Source organism: Marinisporobacter balticus (assembly GCF_004345705.1).
Lineage (GTDB): Bacteria > Bacillota > Clostridia > Peptostreptococcales > Thermotaleaceae > Marinisporobacter > Marinisporobacter balticus.
This window is the reverse complement of the sequence record NZ_SLWV01000014.1, coordinates 63,842-80,879: the sequence shown is the minus strand read 5'-3', so window position 1 is coordinate 80,879 and position 17,038 is coordinate 63,842. Positions and strand designations below refer to the sequence as shown.

Annotated in this window: 13 protein-coding genes; 2 read left to right on the top strand and 11 right to left on the bottom strand. The window is 33.1% G+C overall.

The annotated features are described in order from the left end of the window. Positions 1 to 77 precede the first annotated feature (77 nt). The 7 genes from EV214_RS11080 to EV214_RS11050 form a co-directional block, all read right to left on the bottom strand. Positions 78 to 983 carry a DEAD/DEAH box helicase family protein gene (locus tag EV214_RS11080; protein WP_132245742.1) on the bottom strand — a complete coding sequence of 302 codons (906 nt, stop codon included), beginning with the start codon at positions 981 to 983 and terminating at the stop codon, positions 78 to 80. An 800-nt stretch (positions 984 to 1,783) separates the two neighbouring features. Continuing rightward, positions 1,784 to 2,140, bottom strand: a complete 357-nt coding sequence (locus tag EV214_RS11075) for a calcium-binding protein (protein WP_132245740.1) — start codon at positions 2,138 to 2,140, stop codon at positions 1,784 to 1,786. Positions 2,141 to 2,156: 16 nt separating this feature from the next. Further along, a complete protein-coding gene (locus EV214_RS19120; protein WP_243116628.1) occupies positions 2,157 to 2,579 on the bottom strand; it encodes an SEC-C metal-binding domain-containing protein in 423 nt (140 codons plus the stop codon). Between the two features lie 97 nt (positions 2,580 to 2,676). Next, positions 2,677 to 4,032: a 23S rRNA (uracil(1939)-C(5))-methyltransferase RlmD gene (gene rlmD, locus EV214_RS11065; RefSeq protein WP_132245738.1), complete on the bottom strand. Its 1,356-nt coding sequence runs from the start codon at positions 4,030 to 4,032 to the stop codon at positions 2,677 to 2,679. 67 nt (positions 4,033 to 4,099) lie between these two features. Next, positions 4,100 to 4,744 (bottom strand): HAD family hydrolase, encoded by a 645-nt coding sequence (locus tag EV214_RS11060; RefSeq protein WP_132245736.1) that lies wholly within the window; start codon positions 4,742 to 4,744, stop codon positions 4,100 to 4,102. A gap of 124 nt (positions 4,745 to 4,868) precedes the next feature. Continuing rightward, on the bottom strand, positions 4,869 to 6,161 hold the full coding sequence (locus tag EV214_RS11055) for an L-cysteine desulfidase family protein (RefSeq protein WP_132245734.1): 1,293 nt from the start codon (positions 6,159 to 6,161) through the stop codon (positions 4,869 to 4,871). Between the two features lie 156 nt (positions 6,162 to 6,317). Then, the gene (locus EV214_RS11050) at positions 6,318 to 8,093 is read right to left on the bottom strand and encodes a sigma-54-dependent Fis family transcriptional regulator (protein ID WP_132245732.1); all 1,776 of its coding nucleotides are present in this window, start codon (positions 8,091 to 8,093) and stop codon (positions 6,318 to 6,320) included. 299 nt (positions 8,094 to 8,392) lie between these two features. On the opposite strand from EV214_RS11050, the gene EV214_RS11045 reads away from it, so the two are divergent. Further along, positions 8,393 to 9,418 carry a branched-chain amino acid aminotransferase gene (locus EV214_RS11045; RefSeq protein WP_132245730.1) on the top strand — a complete coding sequence of 342 codons (1,026 nt, stop codon included), beginning with the start codon at positions 8,393 to 8,395 and terminating at the stop codon, positions 9,416 to 9,418. 125 nt (positions 9,419 to 9,543) lie between these two features. Beyond that, on the top strand, positions 9,544 to 10,725 hold the full coding sequence (locus EV214_RS11040) for a pyridoxal phosphate-dependent aminotransferase (protein ID WP_132245728.1): 1,182 nt from the start codon (positions 9,544 to 9,546) through the stop codon (positions 10,723 to 10,725). Between the two features lie 92 nt (positions 10,726 to 10,817). Here the strand turns inward: EV214_RS11040 and buk are convergent, their stop codons facing one another. The 4 genes from buk to EV214_RS11020 form a co-directional block, all read right to left on the bottom strand. Then, the gene (gene buk, locus EV214_RS11035; protein ID WP_132245726.1) at positions 10,818 to 11,897 is read right to left on the bottom strand and encodes a butyrate kinase; all 1,080 of its coding nucleotides are present in this window, start codon (positions 11,895 to 11,897) and stop codon (positions 10,818 to 10,820) included. 114 nt (positions 11,898 to 12,011) lie between these two features. Continuing rightward, positions 12,012 to 12,587: an indolepyruvate oxidoreductase subunit beta gene (locus EV214_RS11030; protein WP_132245724.1), complete on the bottom strand. Its 576-nt coding sequence runs from the start codon at positions 12,585 to 12,587 to the stop codon at positions 12,012 to 12,014. A gap of 1 nt (position 12,588) precedes the next feature. Continuing rightward, on the bottom strand, positions 12,589 to 14,367 hold the full coding sequence (gene iorA / locus EV214_RS11025; protein WP_132245722.1) for an indolepyruvate ferredoxin oxidoreductase subunit alpha: 1,779 nt from the start codon (positions 14,365 to 14,367) through the stop codon (positions 12,589 to 12,591). A gap of 351 nt (positions 14,368 to 14,718) precedes the next feature. Next, positions 14,719 to 16,788, bottom strand: coding sequence for a sigma-54 interaction domain-containing protein (locus EV214_RS11020; protein WP_243116627.1), 2,070 nt, complete (start codon positions 16,786 to 16,788; stop codon positions 14,719 to 14,721). Between the last annotated feature and the right edge of the window lie 250 nt (positions 16,789 to 17,038).

Below are 17,038 nucleotides of genomic sequence, written 5' to 3'. Positions count from 1 at the left end.
ATCAAATTATTTAATCTGAGAACCGTTTGATTTTTTATCCTATTGTATACCCATTTAATCCGAGAATTTTTGCTACTTTAATTTGAGAATCGACAATTAATAGCCATTCTCTGAATAGTACAAACATATACAAAGGTATGTTGTTCTGATGGATTTGTCAAGTATTCATTGGGTAACAACTTTGCATTAAAGGGTTCATCCTCACCAAAATCATCTTTTTTAAATGCCTGACTGTACACTTCAAATTCTTTATCAAATTTTAAGCCTTTAGGGGTGTCAAAGCTGGCAAAAGTTCTGACAGCTTGTGCCGCCAATGCTTTTCTATCTACTAAAAACAAAATACGCTTAAATGCCTTTGAATCTAGTAACCGATAAATCTGTGAAACGGTTAAGAATGTTTTTCCTGTTCCAGTTGCCATTGCAACAAGCATATTTCTTTTATGTTGAACAAGTGCTTTTTCAGTATCATCTATTGCTTGTGCTTGATATTCTCTTAATTTCTTATTTTGCTTGATTGGCGTAGATGTAAGCTTTCTAAACGAAATATTCTCATCCTTATTCAGTATTTCCATCATTGCATTAGGTGTATGAAGCGCCTGTATCTTTCTTCGAATATTAGATATATCCCGTTTATCTAGAAACCAAATGATTTCACCATTAGATGAATATAGCAACGGGATTTTGTACCCACTCCAATTTCCAATAGTATTCTTAACACTTCTTGAGTATCTTTTTGCTTGCCCTAAAACTTCTTGTGGGTTTGTAGATACCTTTTTAGCTTCTAATGCTGCAACTAATTTACCATTAACAAAAAACACGTAGTCAGCAGAACCAGTAGCAGTTGGATATTCAGTAACAGCATGATTTGATAAACCTGAACAATCAAGTCCGGAGGAGTACTTAACTATACACCAATCCTTGGATAACTTTTTGTCAATTCTTTTTTTCCTTGTTTCCCATTCCTTTTCATTAATACCTTCCACCTATAAATCCCCCTTAGCAACCTTCAATAAACTACTATCAATGTTCCCATTTTCTTTAGTTCTACAAATATTACAACTACCTTTACGTTAGGAATTACTATATAATCTCATATAAAATAAGTATATACAACAAAGCGGAAAAAATCAATTTTTTGAATGAGTTTTACTTTTATGAAACTTAGTATTTTCAGTGTTTCAAAGAGTTAACCCTATTCCTTTATACAACCGTCTTTCACTACTCCATATATTACTTACTCAATCGCTAAAGTCATTCATTTTTCTTTTACTAGACAGGTATTTTATTTTTAAGTACAGTACCACTTCTCTACAGGTCATAATACTCACAATATATTATCACACCACAAATAAAGAGATAAGACTTGTCTGCCCATAATAAGAGTTTTATATTCACTCTACAATGATAAAAAGGCTCCGCCAAACACCAATCATAAGCATAGGCAGAGCCATTTTGTCATGTATCATTTCATTTTGTAAAGTTTCTATAAACACCAAACAAACACCAACACCAAAGTAAAAGTGCCTTAATTGGCGTGTTTAAGCCTTTTATTTGGTATCATTGTTTATGTTTTCAAGAAAAACATCCACATCATGTAGGTGTTGTATCCACTTTCCCTTGTATTAGGATCAAAGACACATAGTACTTATATATTTCAATTATACCTCCTATTTTCCCTTCCTAAAATCTAAATTTCTACAGACTTTTATTCTGCACATTTCGACATTTAAGTAAAATAAAAAGTACCTACCTAAGCAGATACTCTTTATTATACCTAAACATCCTATCTATTCCAAAACCATACACTATAATCATCCACTAACTGCTTCATTTCTTCATTATCTCCAAGTACTTCAATCAAACATAATTCAAAAGCATACTTTCTTCTTCCTTTTCTTACATCTACAATAATTCCATGTAAATCATCTATCATTCCGATACCATGTACTTTTAATCTATCTCCCACTTGCATTGGACAACCATCATCTGAATCTTCCACTATGGCTTCAAACGGAAATATTAATTTCTCTTTTAAAATTTCTTCCCATTTTTCTAATCCCACCATATAATTATCTTCTTCGATATCCTTTAAGACTTCATATATCCGTCTATCCTGTTCCGAATGAATTTCCCATTTCATCTTTAATCACATCTTTCTATTCATTCTTTCCACAACACTTTTTATACTTATTTCCACTACCACATGGGCAAGGATCATTTCTTCCAATTTTAGTTTTCTCCCCACAAGTTTTCAATACACCACCCACAAATGGTGATGACGCAATATCTAATTTATTTCCATTAAACTTAAAATCAACTATAACCCTTTTATCATCATTATAATAAGATAACTTATGTTGTGTAAAATGATCAATCAATTCATCTAAGATTTGTTTCTGTTCCTCATCTTTAGAAATATTCCGCATAGATTTATATATTTCTTTAGCATCTTCATCAGGCACTATTGCCATATTCCATGTTAGTGTTGCAATAGAAATTAATGTTTCAACATGCCCATGATCTCCATCATCATATGGCTGAATCATATCTAAAATTATTTCTGATAGCTTTTTATTCATTCAATCTTACTCCTTTATAAGAATATATTCCCCTACTCCATTATAATTTTAAAAAAACTATATATCCTCTAAAACCATTGAAATCCCTACACTAATTTCACTTACGATATAGCACTACTACCGTCTCTACATGTGGCGTATGCGGGAACATATCCATACACTTCACTTTCTCGACCCTATACCCTGACTTTTGCATATCCACCAAATTCTCTGCTAAACTTCTAGGATTACAAGAAACATAGATGATTTCAGGTGCATTATAGTCTAATACCTTTTTTAACGCTTTGGGATTTACCCCCACTCTAGGAGGATCTAATATAATAATATCTGGTTTTGTTGTAAGCTCGTCTATTTTTTTCAGAACATCTCCTGCAATAAATTTGCAGTTTGTAAGTCCATTGGCTTGTGCATTTTTATTGGCAACTTCTACAGCTTCTTCTACTAGTTCTATGCCCACTACTTTTTCTGCTTTCTTTGCAACAATTTGACCAATGGTTCCTGTTCCACAGTATAGGTCAAATACATTCTTTTTATCTGCCTCTCCCATAAAATCCAATACCATACTATATAATTTCTCTGCTCCTAATGAATTGGTTTGGAAAAATGAAAAAATAGAAATTTTGAATTTAAGTCCCAATATTTCTTCTGTAAAATAATCTTGTCCCCATAATATATCTGTTTTCTCATTAACGACTGAATCTGAAACGTTATCATTAAAGGTATGTAGAAATCCTACAAGTTTTCCTTCTAAATCTAAACTTTTTATTATCGCTACTAATTCTGTCATATCAAATGTGATTTGTGTACTTGTCACAAGATCAATAACGATTTCCTTTGTCTTCTTTGCCTTTCTTACAATAAAATGTCTCAAATAGCCTTCATGGCTTTTATTATTATATAGTGGTACTTCTTTTTCTCTGAAATAGTTCAGCATCGTTGCAAGAATGGTATTAAAATCTTCATCTACAATCTTGCATTTGTCTACGGTTACCACATCACGAAATCTTCCCTTTTTGTGCATCCCTAAGTTTAACTCTCCATCCTTTTTCTCATTGCCAAAAGAATATTCCATCTTATTTCTATAAGCAAATGTTTCTGGACTTCCTTCTATCCCTAAGAATTTGTAGTCCTTTATTCCTGCATCATCTAATATTTTTTTTACAAGGTTTGCTTTAATTTCTAGCTGTTTTTCATAAGGAATAGTTTGATTCGCACATCCCCCACAAGACCCAAAATGATCACAAAAAGATTGTATTTCTATGGGAGATCTCTCAATAACTTCCATAAGCTTTCCTTCTGCATGATCCTTTCTTGTTTTTTTGATATATGCAAGAACCGTTTGACCAGGCATTGTATTTTTTACATAAACTTTTTTTCCTTCACAATAACCAATTCCTTTTGATGGGAATTCTAATGCTTCTATTTTAATCTCAATCATATCTTTTTTTTTCATAATTTCCTCCTATTTTCTATATAGTATACCCAAATTTATCAGCTAAAAAGCCGAGTATCTACTCGGCTTATGCGATATCTTCAAATCCTTCTAAATATTGATCTGCTAAAGAACTTATGTCCTCTTTATATGCAAAAGATGTTTCATCTGCAATGGCAAAAACCTTCATTCCTGCTCTTTTTGCCGCAAGTACACCTGCATAAGTATCTTCAAAAACTAAGCATTTATCAGGATGTACACCCAGATCCTCTGCAACTTTCAAAAAAATATCTGGCTCAGGTTTCCCTTTTTCCACTTCACAACTGGTACGAATTATATCAAAAAAATCTATAATATTGTTTTTTTGAAGAACCCCTTGCGCCAATTCTTTTGCATTACTTGTACCAATCCCAAGTTTTATCCCTCTGTTTTTTAAATCCATTAGGAAATCATAGACCCCTGCCTTTAAGACAATTTTATTCTCATAAAAGCCTTTGGTCATATCCATCCATTCTTCTTTAATTTCATCTATAGTATCTTTTAATCTAAATCGATCTTTAAAATACTGTGCTGTCTCTGTAAAACTCATACCTTCTATTGTTTTTTGTAGATCATCTGGAAGTGCAATGCCTCTTTTTCCTAAATAATCAATATCAATTTGTTTCCAAATCCACATAGAATCTACTAATGTTCCATCTAAATCAAAAATCACTGCATGAATATTGCCTATCATAATAGTGCTCCTAACTTTTCGTTTTAAATATATTACTCCTAGATTATCATATTTGCTTAGGCATTGTAAAGAAAATACTTGTGTTGTTCAATTTTAAAAAAATCCCCTTAACAAGGGGATTTCGTTAAGCGGATTGCATATTTTTCATAACATCTAAAATTACATGATCCGTGATGGTCATTCCTTCTGAAGATACAGTTCCTAGATTTTTTATAGTGTCTTCTGCTGTTTCTGCTATAATACCATTTTTAGCAGGAACAATATTATCACTTAATGCTAAAAGCGCTGATTGGACAGCAACAGAAGCTGAAGTTGCTAACTTTAACGCACATCCTATCTTTGCCCCATCACAAATCATTCCACTTACATTCGCAAGCATATTTTTGATTGCGCCATCTATTTGTTCTTCATTCGCACCCATTAACCATGCAATCGCTACACTTGCACCTGTTCCTGCTGCAACACCACACCCACATAAAGCAGATAGTCTACCTATATAATGTTTGATATAACTGTTTACAATGTGACTAATCGCTACAGATTTTGCCAGTCTTTCGTTCTCTACTTGAAATTTATTTGCATATGCAGCAATGGGTAAAATCGCCGTTAATCCATTATTCCCACTGCCATTACTACTCATCACACTCATACCGATCCCAGACATTCTCGCATCTGATGCAGCAGCTGTTAACATCATTGCTTGGTTCATTAGATCATCGGATAACATGCCTTTTTTTATATTTTCATAAAAACCAATCCCTACACCCATACCCATCTTTTTATTTAGACCTTCTTGTGCAATTTTTTTATTCATTACTAATCCATCTAACATAAAAGAGATCTCTTCATAAGGTATTTTTTCTATTGCTTTTATAATTTCTTTGATGCTTAAATCATATAATAGTTTTGTAGTATCTTCTTTCTCTACATTTTCTGTTTTCGTCTCTAATATAATTTCTCCATTTTTTCCTATATACATAAATTGATTATGTTTTCCTTTTATGACGGTCTTTGCCTCTCCTTGATCTGTAAAAAGCATTACTTCCACATATATCTTTTCGTGCGTATCTTTGATGCCTAATGATAATTTTTCATCCTCTAATAATTTTTTTGCCAAATCAATTTCTTTTTTCGTAATATCTTCTAAAACTTGTAGATCCTTGTCGCTTTTTCCACCTATCACCCCTAGTGCTGCAGCAATACGAAGCCCTACTTCTTCTGTATTTGGAATACCTACACCCAAACCATTTTTATATATATTTGGACTCACTAAAATTTCTATTTTTTTAATTTCATCAAAGTCTATCAGTTCCTTCGCCTTCGCACATGCTAATGCTACCGCTACGGGTTCCGTACATCCCATTGCAGGTACAACTTCTTTTCTTAAGGTTTCAATAATAATATTTGTTAGTTCCATAGAAATTCCTCCTTTATTCCAGTTCTATTAAAAGGATATATTTGCAATAATCATGCCAAGAATTCCTATTGAAAAATAGCCATTTGAAAAACTTTTTTTCTCAAAATGAGATAACACAAAACAAAAACAGTCTTAAAATGAGATTTTTGTATCATTTTAAGACTGTTTTATTTGATATTCTTTTAGTTTTCTATAAAGTGTTGCACGACTTATTCCTAATGTTTGTGCTGCTTTTGTCATTGCCTGCTTCGTATTTCCCAAATACGCTATGGCTTTTTTTATTTCTCTGATTTCTAATGTCTTAATCGGTGTAATTTCTTTCAATTGTATTTTTTCAACCGATTGATTTTTATAGATCAATCGATTTGGCAAATCCATCTTTGTAATGATATTACTACTACACATATTCACAGCATATTCAACCGTATTTTCAAGTTCCCGCACATTACCAGGCCACCCATAGTTAATAAGAGTTTCTACTACATGGGTATCTATTTGCTCAATATGTTTTCCTAGCTTTTTATTGCATTTGTCTAATAGATATTTTACCAAAATCACAACATCTTCTTTTCGTTCTCTAAGCGGTGGAATATTAATAGGAATTACATTCAATCGATAAAATAAATCTTCTCTAAATTCTCCTTCTACTACCTTTTTTTCTAAGTCTTTATTGGTCGCTGCAATAATCCTTACATCTATGGGAATTAATTCTTTTCCTCCCACTTTTTCAATCTCATACGCTTGCAAAACTCTTAGAAGTTTTGTTTGTAAATGGATCGGCATATCTCCAATCTCATCTAAAAAGATCGTTCCTTTGTTGGCTAATTCAAACTTACCCGCTTTTCCCCCTCGTTTTGATCCAGTAAAAGCACCTTCCTCATAACCAAAGAGTTCACTCTCTAATAATTGTTCTGGAATAGCCGCACAATTTATAGGTATGAAAGGTCTATTCATTCGCTTGCCATGAAAATGAATGGCTCGCGCAAATAGTTCTTTTCCTGTTCCGCTCTCCCCTTGAATTAAAACCGTCGAGGTTGTTTTTGCCGCCTTTTGCGCTTCATCCTTTACGTCCTTCAAACATTGACTATTGCCTATAATATGATCAAAACGCATCATAATGGTTCCTGTAGCAATATCATTAACTACACTTAAAACCTCAGAAATATTGCTAAATGTAAAAACGATACCAAAGCTTTTATCTCCTATTACAATGGGATCTGCATCAAATATACCTCTAAAGTGATAATTTTTTCTTTCATAACGAAATGCTCTATTTTTTATAGATTCATTTTTTAGGATCAAATGACTCAAATTTAAATTCCCTAACAAATCTTTAATATTGCTAGGTAAATCTTTTTTTTCATCTATTTTAAATAATTGCACTGCTTTTTTATTGTAGTGCAAAAAATCCCCTTCCTCATCTACTGCAATAATTCCTCTATCCACTGAATTTAAAACAATTTCTAATTCTGTTGCTAACAATTTTATTTTTTCTGTCTTTTCTTGTTCTAGTAGCTTTGAAGCAATTAAATCTGCCATTCGATTTAAAAATTCCATGAGATTTGTTTTATTACTGATTATAGCCTGTCTCTGTCCTTCTTCAAAAGCAATGAGTCCGATTACCCCAATGGTTTGGTTGTTTACTTTAATAGGACAGCATACTTCTGCATATTCCCTACATTTCTGAATGTCTTCGCATTTTAAACAAGCAATATGGTTTCTTGGATTTTCAATAATAAAGCTTTCCCCTCGCCTAAAAGCAAAACCAAATACAGAATTCTTATTTACTTTTTCTCCAATATTCTTTTTATAGCGCCCAGTAGCAGCAATTCGATTGAGGTGATTATCCACAATCGTTACATCCACTTTTATAACACTTGCTATGGCATCGGCTATATTTTGAACATTTGATACTATCTTTATAAGCTTCATCTTAACCATCCTTTTAAAATCTATTTACTATAAAACCTTTATTATTTTAACTTTGATCTCAGTATATGTTAAACCTATTATATTATATCATCAAAATCTATATATTTACTTATTGAAAATATATTTTAGACTTTTTTGTATTCTTTGTTCACATTATCTACAAATAACATTATTTTACATTCAACATTGTATTATTGTGCTATAATAATGGTAGTTATTACTCAATTATGAAGTATATTGCATACGTATGAAATTTGTTATTTGTAGTATATTTCGATCTTTTTTATAGGAGGGATTTTATGTGTAAAACAGTAGATATTGATTGGAGCAACCTAGGATTTAGCTATATCAAAACAGATTTACGTTATGTTTCAAAATGGAAGGATGGCAATTGGGATGAAGGAACACTTGTTGAAGATCATCACCTTTCTATCAGTGAATCTTCTACAGCACTTCATTATGGACAACAATGCTTTGAAGGATTAAAAGCATATCGTACGAAATCCGGAAAAATTCAACTTTTCAGACCGAATCAAAATGCCAAACGTATAAACGATAGCTGCAAGCGTGTTTTAATGCCTGAAATACCTGAAGACAAATTTATAGATGCTTGTATTCAAGTTGTTAAAGCAAACGAACATTATGTGCCACCTTATGGCACCGGAGCAACCCTTTATCTTAGACCTTTTGTAATCGGTGTTGGAGACAACATTGGGGTAAAACCAGCTCCCGAGTACATATTCTGCGTATTTTGTCTTCCTGTAGGACCTTACTTTAAAGGAGGAATGGCACCTGTAAACTTCACAGTTTCACAATATGATAGAGCTGCACCCTACGGTACAGGAGCCGCAAAGGTTGGAGGAAACTATGCTGGTAGCCTTCTTTCTCATGAACTCGCCGTAAAAAAAGGTTTTGCAGATTGTATTTATCTTGACCCACTGACTCATACAAAGATAGAAGAAGTTGGCGCAGCAAACTTCTTTGGCATTACAAAAGACAATAAATTCATCACACCGAAATCTCCATCTATTCTTCCTAGTATTACAAAATATTCATTGCTACATGTTGCAAAAGAATACCTAGAAATGGAAGTAGCAGAAAGAGATGTTTTGATTGATCAATTAGATGAATTCAAGGAAGCTGGTGCATGCGGAACTGCAGCTGTAATTACTCCCATTGGAGGAATAGAGTATAAAGGAAAACTTCATGTTTTCCATAGTAAAACAGAAGTTGGTCCTGTTACAAAAAAACTTTATGATACCCTTTATGGGATTCAATTTGGAGATGTGAAAGCCCCTAAAGGATGGATTGTAGAAGTCAAATAAATGAATCCTATCTAACGCTATTTTATAAGTAGCAGTCAAAATATATTGAAAAATTTAAAGATTGCGAAGTTTTTTCAAATCTCAATATATCTTTATGTTTACTATCATAACAAAGGAGTGATCTTATGTTTTCAGAAAAAGTTATCACAAGTTTAAATAAATCATCTTGGATTAGGGCTATGTTTGAAGAAGGAGCGCGCTTATCACAAAAATATGGTGAAGAGAATGTCTATGACTTTAGTATCGGAAATCCATATGCAGAACCGCCTCTTAAAGTGGTCGAAACCCTTAAAAAATATATTTTAAGCGATGAAAAAGGCATGCATCGCTATATGAGTAATGCTGGTTTTTCAGATGTTAGAGAAAAAATAGCAAAATCTCTCGAAAAAGAAAGTGGTGTAGCACTTAATGCAAATCACGTCATTATGACTGTAGGTGCAGCGGGTGGACTCAATGTGGTTTTTAAATCTTTACTAAATCCGGGAGAGGAAGTACTCACTTTTGCGCCATATTTCGTAGAATACAATACTTATGTAGATAATCACGGTGGAAAACTAGTCGCCCTACCTACAGATCCTGCTACTTTTGAGCCTGATTTAGCTATATTAGAAAAAGGGATTACCCCTAAAACAAAAGCTATACTTATCAATATACCTAACAATCCAACTGGTGTGATCTATAGCGAAGAAAAATTAAAAGCAATGGATCAGTTGATTAAAAGAAAAGAAAGTGAGTATAATACAACCATCTTTATCTTATCCGATCAACCTTATGCTGAGATTGTTTATGATCATATGAAAGTGCCTAGCCTTTTAGCTATTTTTGATAACGCGATCATTGTTAACTCTTTTAGTAAATCTTTAGGACTAGCAGGTGAAAGGATTGGGTATATCGCTGCAAGTAGCAGGATAAAAGATGTCGATTTATTGTGTAATGCATTGGCGCTTTGCAATCGTACATTAGGTTTCGTAAATGCACCTGCTTTATTCCAAAAGGTCGTAGGCGATACACTAGATGCTAAGGTAGATATTGAAGGATACAAAAAAAGAAGAGATTTTTTATATGAACATCTTACAAAGCTAGGCTTTGAGTGTGTTAAACCACAAGGCGCTTTTTATCTTTTTCCAAAAGCGTTGATTGCAGATGATATCGAATTTGTAAAAAGAGCCACGAAGTATAATTTATTATTGGTTCCAGGTAGTGGCTTTGGTTGTCCAGGATATTTTAGAATGTCTTATTGTGTTAAATTTGGCATGATCGAAAGATCGATTGCAGCCTTTGAAAAACTAGTAGAAGAGTTTAAATAGAAATAATACAAGCTATTTTATAATAAATCGCCACCATCAAATGAAGTTTTGATGGTGGCGATATCGTTTCTATCTTATAAAAAGATACCCTATTAATCTAAATCGTATACATGGGCTTTTTCTTCACCCTTTAATACGCGAGTAGCACCAAAGGCAAGGGCTTGCAGTTCATTTTCACCTGCTACAATCTCAACCGGCGCAATAAATGCTACCCTTTTTTCAATCCAATTTGTCATCATCTTAGAATGCGCAATGCCCCCTGTAATGATAATCTGATCCACTTGCCCCTCTACTACCGTTGCAAGTTCACCAATTCCTTTTGCGATTTGGTATGCCATTGCTTCATACACGAGTTTTGCATCTTCATCGCCATTTTTAATTCTTTCTTCTACTTCTAGTGCACTGTTCGTACCTAAGTAGGATATTAATCCACCTTTTCCTCTTAGTTTCTTTTTCATCGTATTTTTATCAAATTTTCCTGAATAACATAATTCAATCAATCGTTTACAAGGCACTCTTCCTGCCCTTTCAGGTGAAAATGGCCCTTCATCATCAGAAACGATATCTACCATTTTTCCTTTTTTGTGCATACTTACAGACATACCTCCACCTAAGTGGGCAATAATCATGTTCATATCCTTATAAGATTTTCCCAATTCTTTTGCAACCTTAATCCCTACAGCACGCATATTGAGTGCATGAGAAAAGCTATCTCTTTCTATATCAGCCATGCCAGAGATCCTTGCAATAGCGTCTAATTCATCTACTGCAACAGAATCATATATAAAAGCTTGTATGCCCAAAGGTTTTGCGATTTCATAAGCAATAATTGCACCTAAATTTGCAGCATGTTCTATGATTGGTCTTTTAGCTAATCTTTCAACCATGGCTTCATTTACAATATACGCTCCTGATTGAACTGGAGGCAATAATCCACCTCTACCCACTACGCTAGATAACTCTTTTACATCAAAATTAACTTCCTTTAAAAAATCCATAAGGGCTTCTTTTCTCATTTCATATTGTTCTGCAATATTTTTATATTTTTCAATTTCTTCATTAGAATGTTCAATTGTTTTTTTATATAATTCCTTATCATTTTCATAGATTGCAATCTTTGTAGATGTTGAACCAGGATTGATTGCTAAAATTTTATAGTTTAAATCTTCCATTAAATCTACCTCCTATTAAAAGTGAATATTAAAAATTTTCTATAAAACTATTATATCTCTTTATATTCTAAAATCAAGGATTTCCTATTCTAAAAAATCCTTGATTTTGTATCTTTATAAACTGTCCATTCCCGTTTTTAAAGCTTTTATATTCATATCAATAAATTTTTCTTTTACATTTTTCTTAATAATATCTTCCCAATTTATTGCTTCAAGCCCTATCGCTTTCACTAATGCACCCAGTAAAACAATATTCATTGTTTTTGCATTTCCCAAACGCTCTGCGATGTTTGCTGCATCTAATACAGTTGTATCTACTTTCGCTTTAATTCTTTCAATAACCCCTTCTGGATAATCTTTTTTTCCTGTAAGTATTGGCGCTGAAGGGATCTGATAATCATTTACTACTATTTTCCCATAAGGATTCAAATGGTCTAGCCATCTTAGCGCTTCCATGGTTTCAAATGCTACCAATATATCTGCTTGACCTTTTCCAATGATTGGTGAATATACTTCTTTTCCAAATCTTACTTGTGTTGTAACACTGCCTCCTCTTTGAGACATGCCATGTATTTCAGACATCTTTACATCATAACCTACATCCATTAATCCTTCTGACAATATTTTACTCGCAAGGATTGTCCCTTGCCCACCTACGCCAACTAATAATATATTTTTCACTTCTGCCATTTTATTCACCCACCTTGTTAATTGCATTTACAGGACATACCTGTACACAGACTTCACAACCTATACATTGTATCTTATCAATCTTTACTTTCTTACTTTTTTTATCAAACTGTAGTGCAGGACATCCTGTCTTGATGCACTTCTTACAACCAATACACTGATCTACATCTACGCTACATAACCCTTTATAATCACCAAACTCCTCTATATCAATTTCTGAATGTTTTTTTAGTACACAAGGCCATCTTGTAACAATCACTGAAGGTTCATCAAGTTCTAATGCCCAATTTAATGTAGTTTTCACTTCATTAAGCTTAAGTGGATTTACAACTTTCACATTTTCTATTCCCATGGCTTTACAAAGGTTTGGGATATCAATATCCTTCGTTGGCATCCCTTGCAGCGTATAGCCGCTTCCTGGATTTTCCTGATGTCCTGTCATTCCTGTAATTCTATTATCTAGTATAACGCTAACCGTATTACTTCTATTGTAGGAAACGTCCAAAAGACTATTTATTCCCGTATGAAAAAATGTTGAATCTCCAATAACAGATACTACTCGCGTATTCGTATTATGTCGATTAAACGCCTTCTGCGCGCCATGACCCGCACTGATACTTGCCCCCATACAAATGATGGTATCCACTGTATTTAATGGATCTGCAACACCAAGACCATAGCATCCAATATCACCTGTTACCATAACATTTTTCTTTTTACTTAATTCATAGAAGAAACCCCTATGTGGACATCCTGCGCATAATGTTGGTGGTCTACTTACAACATCTGAAGCATCACATTCTATAACTGGTCTTTCTTCACCAAGGAGTACTTTGGCAATGATATCTGCATTGAGTTCTCCGATATTTGGAATTTTTTCCTTTCCAATACATGCAATGCCTGCTGCTTTGATTTGTTCTTCAATATATGGCTCTACTTCTTCAATTACATAAAGTGTTTCAACTTGTGCAGCAAATTTTTGGATTTTTTTCATTGGAAGAGGGAATGTAAATCCAAGTTTTAAATAGGATGCACGATCTCCAAATACTTCCTTAGCATGTTGATAAGCAACACCTGATGATATGATCCCAATTTTTTTGTCATGCCACTCAAAATAATTTAACTCACTTTCATTTGAAGCGTCTACAAGTGTTTTAAGTCTTCTCTCAATATTTACGCGCATTCCTCTCGCATAAGCAGGGGTTGTGGCATATTTTTGTGGATTTTTTATATAATCTTTCTTTCCCACTTCTTCTCTTTCTTTCAGTTCCACTAAACTTTTACTATGACAGATTCTCGTAGTCATTCTTAGAAGTACTAAAGTATCATATTTTTCACTCGTTTCTACTGCAATCTTCACCATATCTTTTGCTTCTTGGCTATTACTCGGCTCTAACATGGGTACTTTTGCAAACTTAGCATACATTCTGTTATCCTGTTCATTTTGGGATGAATGAATCCCAGGCTCATCAGCTGATACAAGAACGATTCCTCCGTTTACTCCTGTATATGCAAATGAAAATAGTGGATCTGCTGCAACGTTTACACCTACTTGCTTCATGGCCGCAAGGGCTCTTGCCCCTGCAATGGATGCACCAATTGCTGATTCTAGTGCTACCTTTTCATTGGGTGCCCATTCAGCCGTTATTTCTTTTTTATAAGGTGCAATATTTTCTAATATCTCTGTACTAGGTGTTCCAGGATATGCGGCTGCAAAGGTAATACCTGCTTCAAAAGCTCCTCTTGCAACTGCTTCATTGCCTGTTAATAACTTCTTCATTCTATTTCCTCCCTTACTATTTTAAACGCACATAAAACCATCAGATTTTTATCAGAATATTTAGAATCAGATTGTTATATTGCAAATACTATGCCAATCGCTTTTTTAATAAAATCTTTTATCAAAATATAAATAATCCCATTACACCCTTTATAGATGATCCGCAAATATAGGATGTTAATCCTTATACAAGTCCACTCATTACTGGAATATACGCAAAACAAATTATTTTAATCACATTCTTTTTTATAAAATATAAAATAAATAACTTTAAGAATCCTTATTAAAAGGTAACGCGATACAACAAATTAAAGGGTTAAAAGGTATCACTATCCAATACCTTTTAACCCTTTAATTTGTTCTCAAATATTTAAAAACCCTCATCCCATAATCCGTTATGGTTGTACCACTTCTTCCTTTAAATATTTCCACCATCAAGAACTTTTCGAGATCTATGAATATTCTTCTTATTTCCTGTTCACTTATAAACAGACCTTGTTGTCTTGCTAGTTGATAAATACTTCTTCTTCCTAATCTTATCTGTTCATGATAACTTTTATTTAATTGTTCTAAAACAAATATGTATTTAGAAATGTTTTTTCCTATTTCCTCCAAAAATGCATCCATTAATCGTCTCTCTTCTTGATCAAAAATACCCTCCTTTGTTATTTCTTCATATACAAATGGTAAATCTTTCACATCCACCTCATCTAACTCTAGATTTGCAAGATATTCAATACAATTTCTAAGTTCTCTCACATTTCCTTTCCAACTATAGTTTAATAAAGTTGCTTCTGCTTTTGGGGTAAAATAAAAATGACTATTAAACTCCTTTCTCATTGCATCAAAAAATAGCAATATATCTTCCTGTCTACTTCTTAAAGGAGGAATATTTAATGGAAGTACATTTAATCGAAAATATAGATCCTCTCTAAATTCTCCTCGTTTCACCATTTCTTTTAAATCTCTATTTGTAGCAGCTATAATTCTGATATCAATATGAATCAATCGATCTCCTCCAACACGCATGACTTCTCTTTCTTGCAAAACTCTCAAAAGACGTTTTTGAAGATTTAGGGGCATTTCACCCATTTCATCAAGAAACAGCGTCCCTTTATGCGCTAGTTCAAAAAGTCCTAGTTTTCCACCCTTTCTAGCTCCTGTAAAAGCGCCCTCTTCATATCCAAACAATTCACTTTCCAAAAGACTTTCTGGAAACGCCCCACAATTCACTGCTACAAATTGAAAATCTTTTCTTTTTGAACTTTTATGTATTGCATGGGCAAATAATTCTTTTCCTGTGCCGCTTTCTCCACTAATTAAAATAGATGAATTGGATTTTGCCATTCTTTTTGCGATATCCCTACATTTATGAATAGATTCACTACTTCCCAAAATGTCTTCAAATGCGTATTTGGCTTTATGTCCTTTTCCAATAAGCTGTACCCTTAATTTATGTTGCTTCTCTTCTGTGTCACTAAATTTCTTAAAGATTGCAACCGCTCCATATAATCTATCTGAATGAATGATTGGATCAACAGATACAATCACATCATAGCCATTTATTTTTATCAGTTCTTCTTTCACTGATTTCAAGGTACGAAGCACATATTTAAAAGGAATTTGATCCAATACTCTTAAACCATCTTTCCCTAAAACTTCTTGTTTTTTATTCCCAATAATCTTTTCTGCACTTTCATTATATGAATAAACAATCCCTTCCGAATTAATTCCAATCATCCCATCATCTAAAACTTGAAGTAAAATATCTAATTCACTTTCAAATCTATTGATTCTTCCTAGTATTTCAGCCAATCCAAAATTTGTCGTTACACTTTCTCTATATGTTTTTTTGATATTCTGTTTATTTAATAGGTGATCCAACCCTAACTTCACACCAATATCAATAATTGTATTAATATCTAATAGACTGCTTCCAATATTGATGATTTCACCTGAGAAATCTGGTATATATTTTGATTTGCCCAATATGATCATGGTTCTACCTTTAATGTTTTCTTTAAATGTAGGATCAATAGGAATCAACTCCACATGTCTTGCGCCTAATTGATAGACTACGGAAATCATTTCTACAGCCATTTCAGAACTTTCATCTAATAACAAAGCTTGTGTTCCTTCAGCCATATTCATAATTTTCTCTAATCCTGATTTTGATATGGTTCTGTTAGCAATAACAATTTCACTTTTATTTTTAATATATTTTTTAATCTTCTCAAATGCATCAAAAGATGGCATTAATACCATATCTGCTTGAATCCCTCTTTGGATCTCTTCAGTGCCTATACAAAACTTCTCAATCGTAAGATTTTCCGAAAACAAGCTTTTCATTTGCTCATAATATATCTCTACTGTTTCTGGATTGTAACTTACAATAGCTAATGTTTTTTTAATGGTTATCACCTACCTAATATCGTAAATATTTTTATCTATATCCCTCAAAATTTGTATTGCACGCCTTTCATTTCATGTATTTGATATCTTATCATTTCAGCCATCTCTTATAATTTTACTTCGATCTTAATTATATCATATTGACTTACTATTTTTTACTATTACGTTATAAACGAATCCTTCCTGTTCTCACTCAAAAAACTATTTTTATATTAAAATAAGCATTCCTTTTGGGGAATGCCTATTCAGTAACACTAAA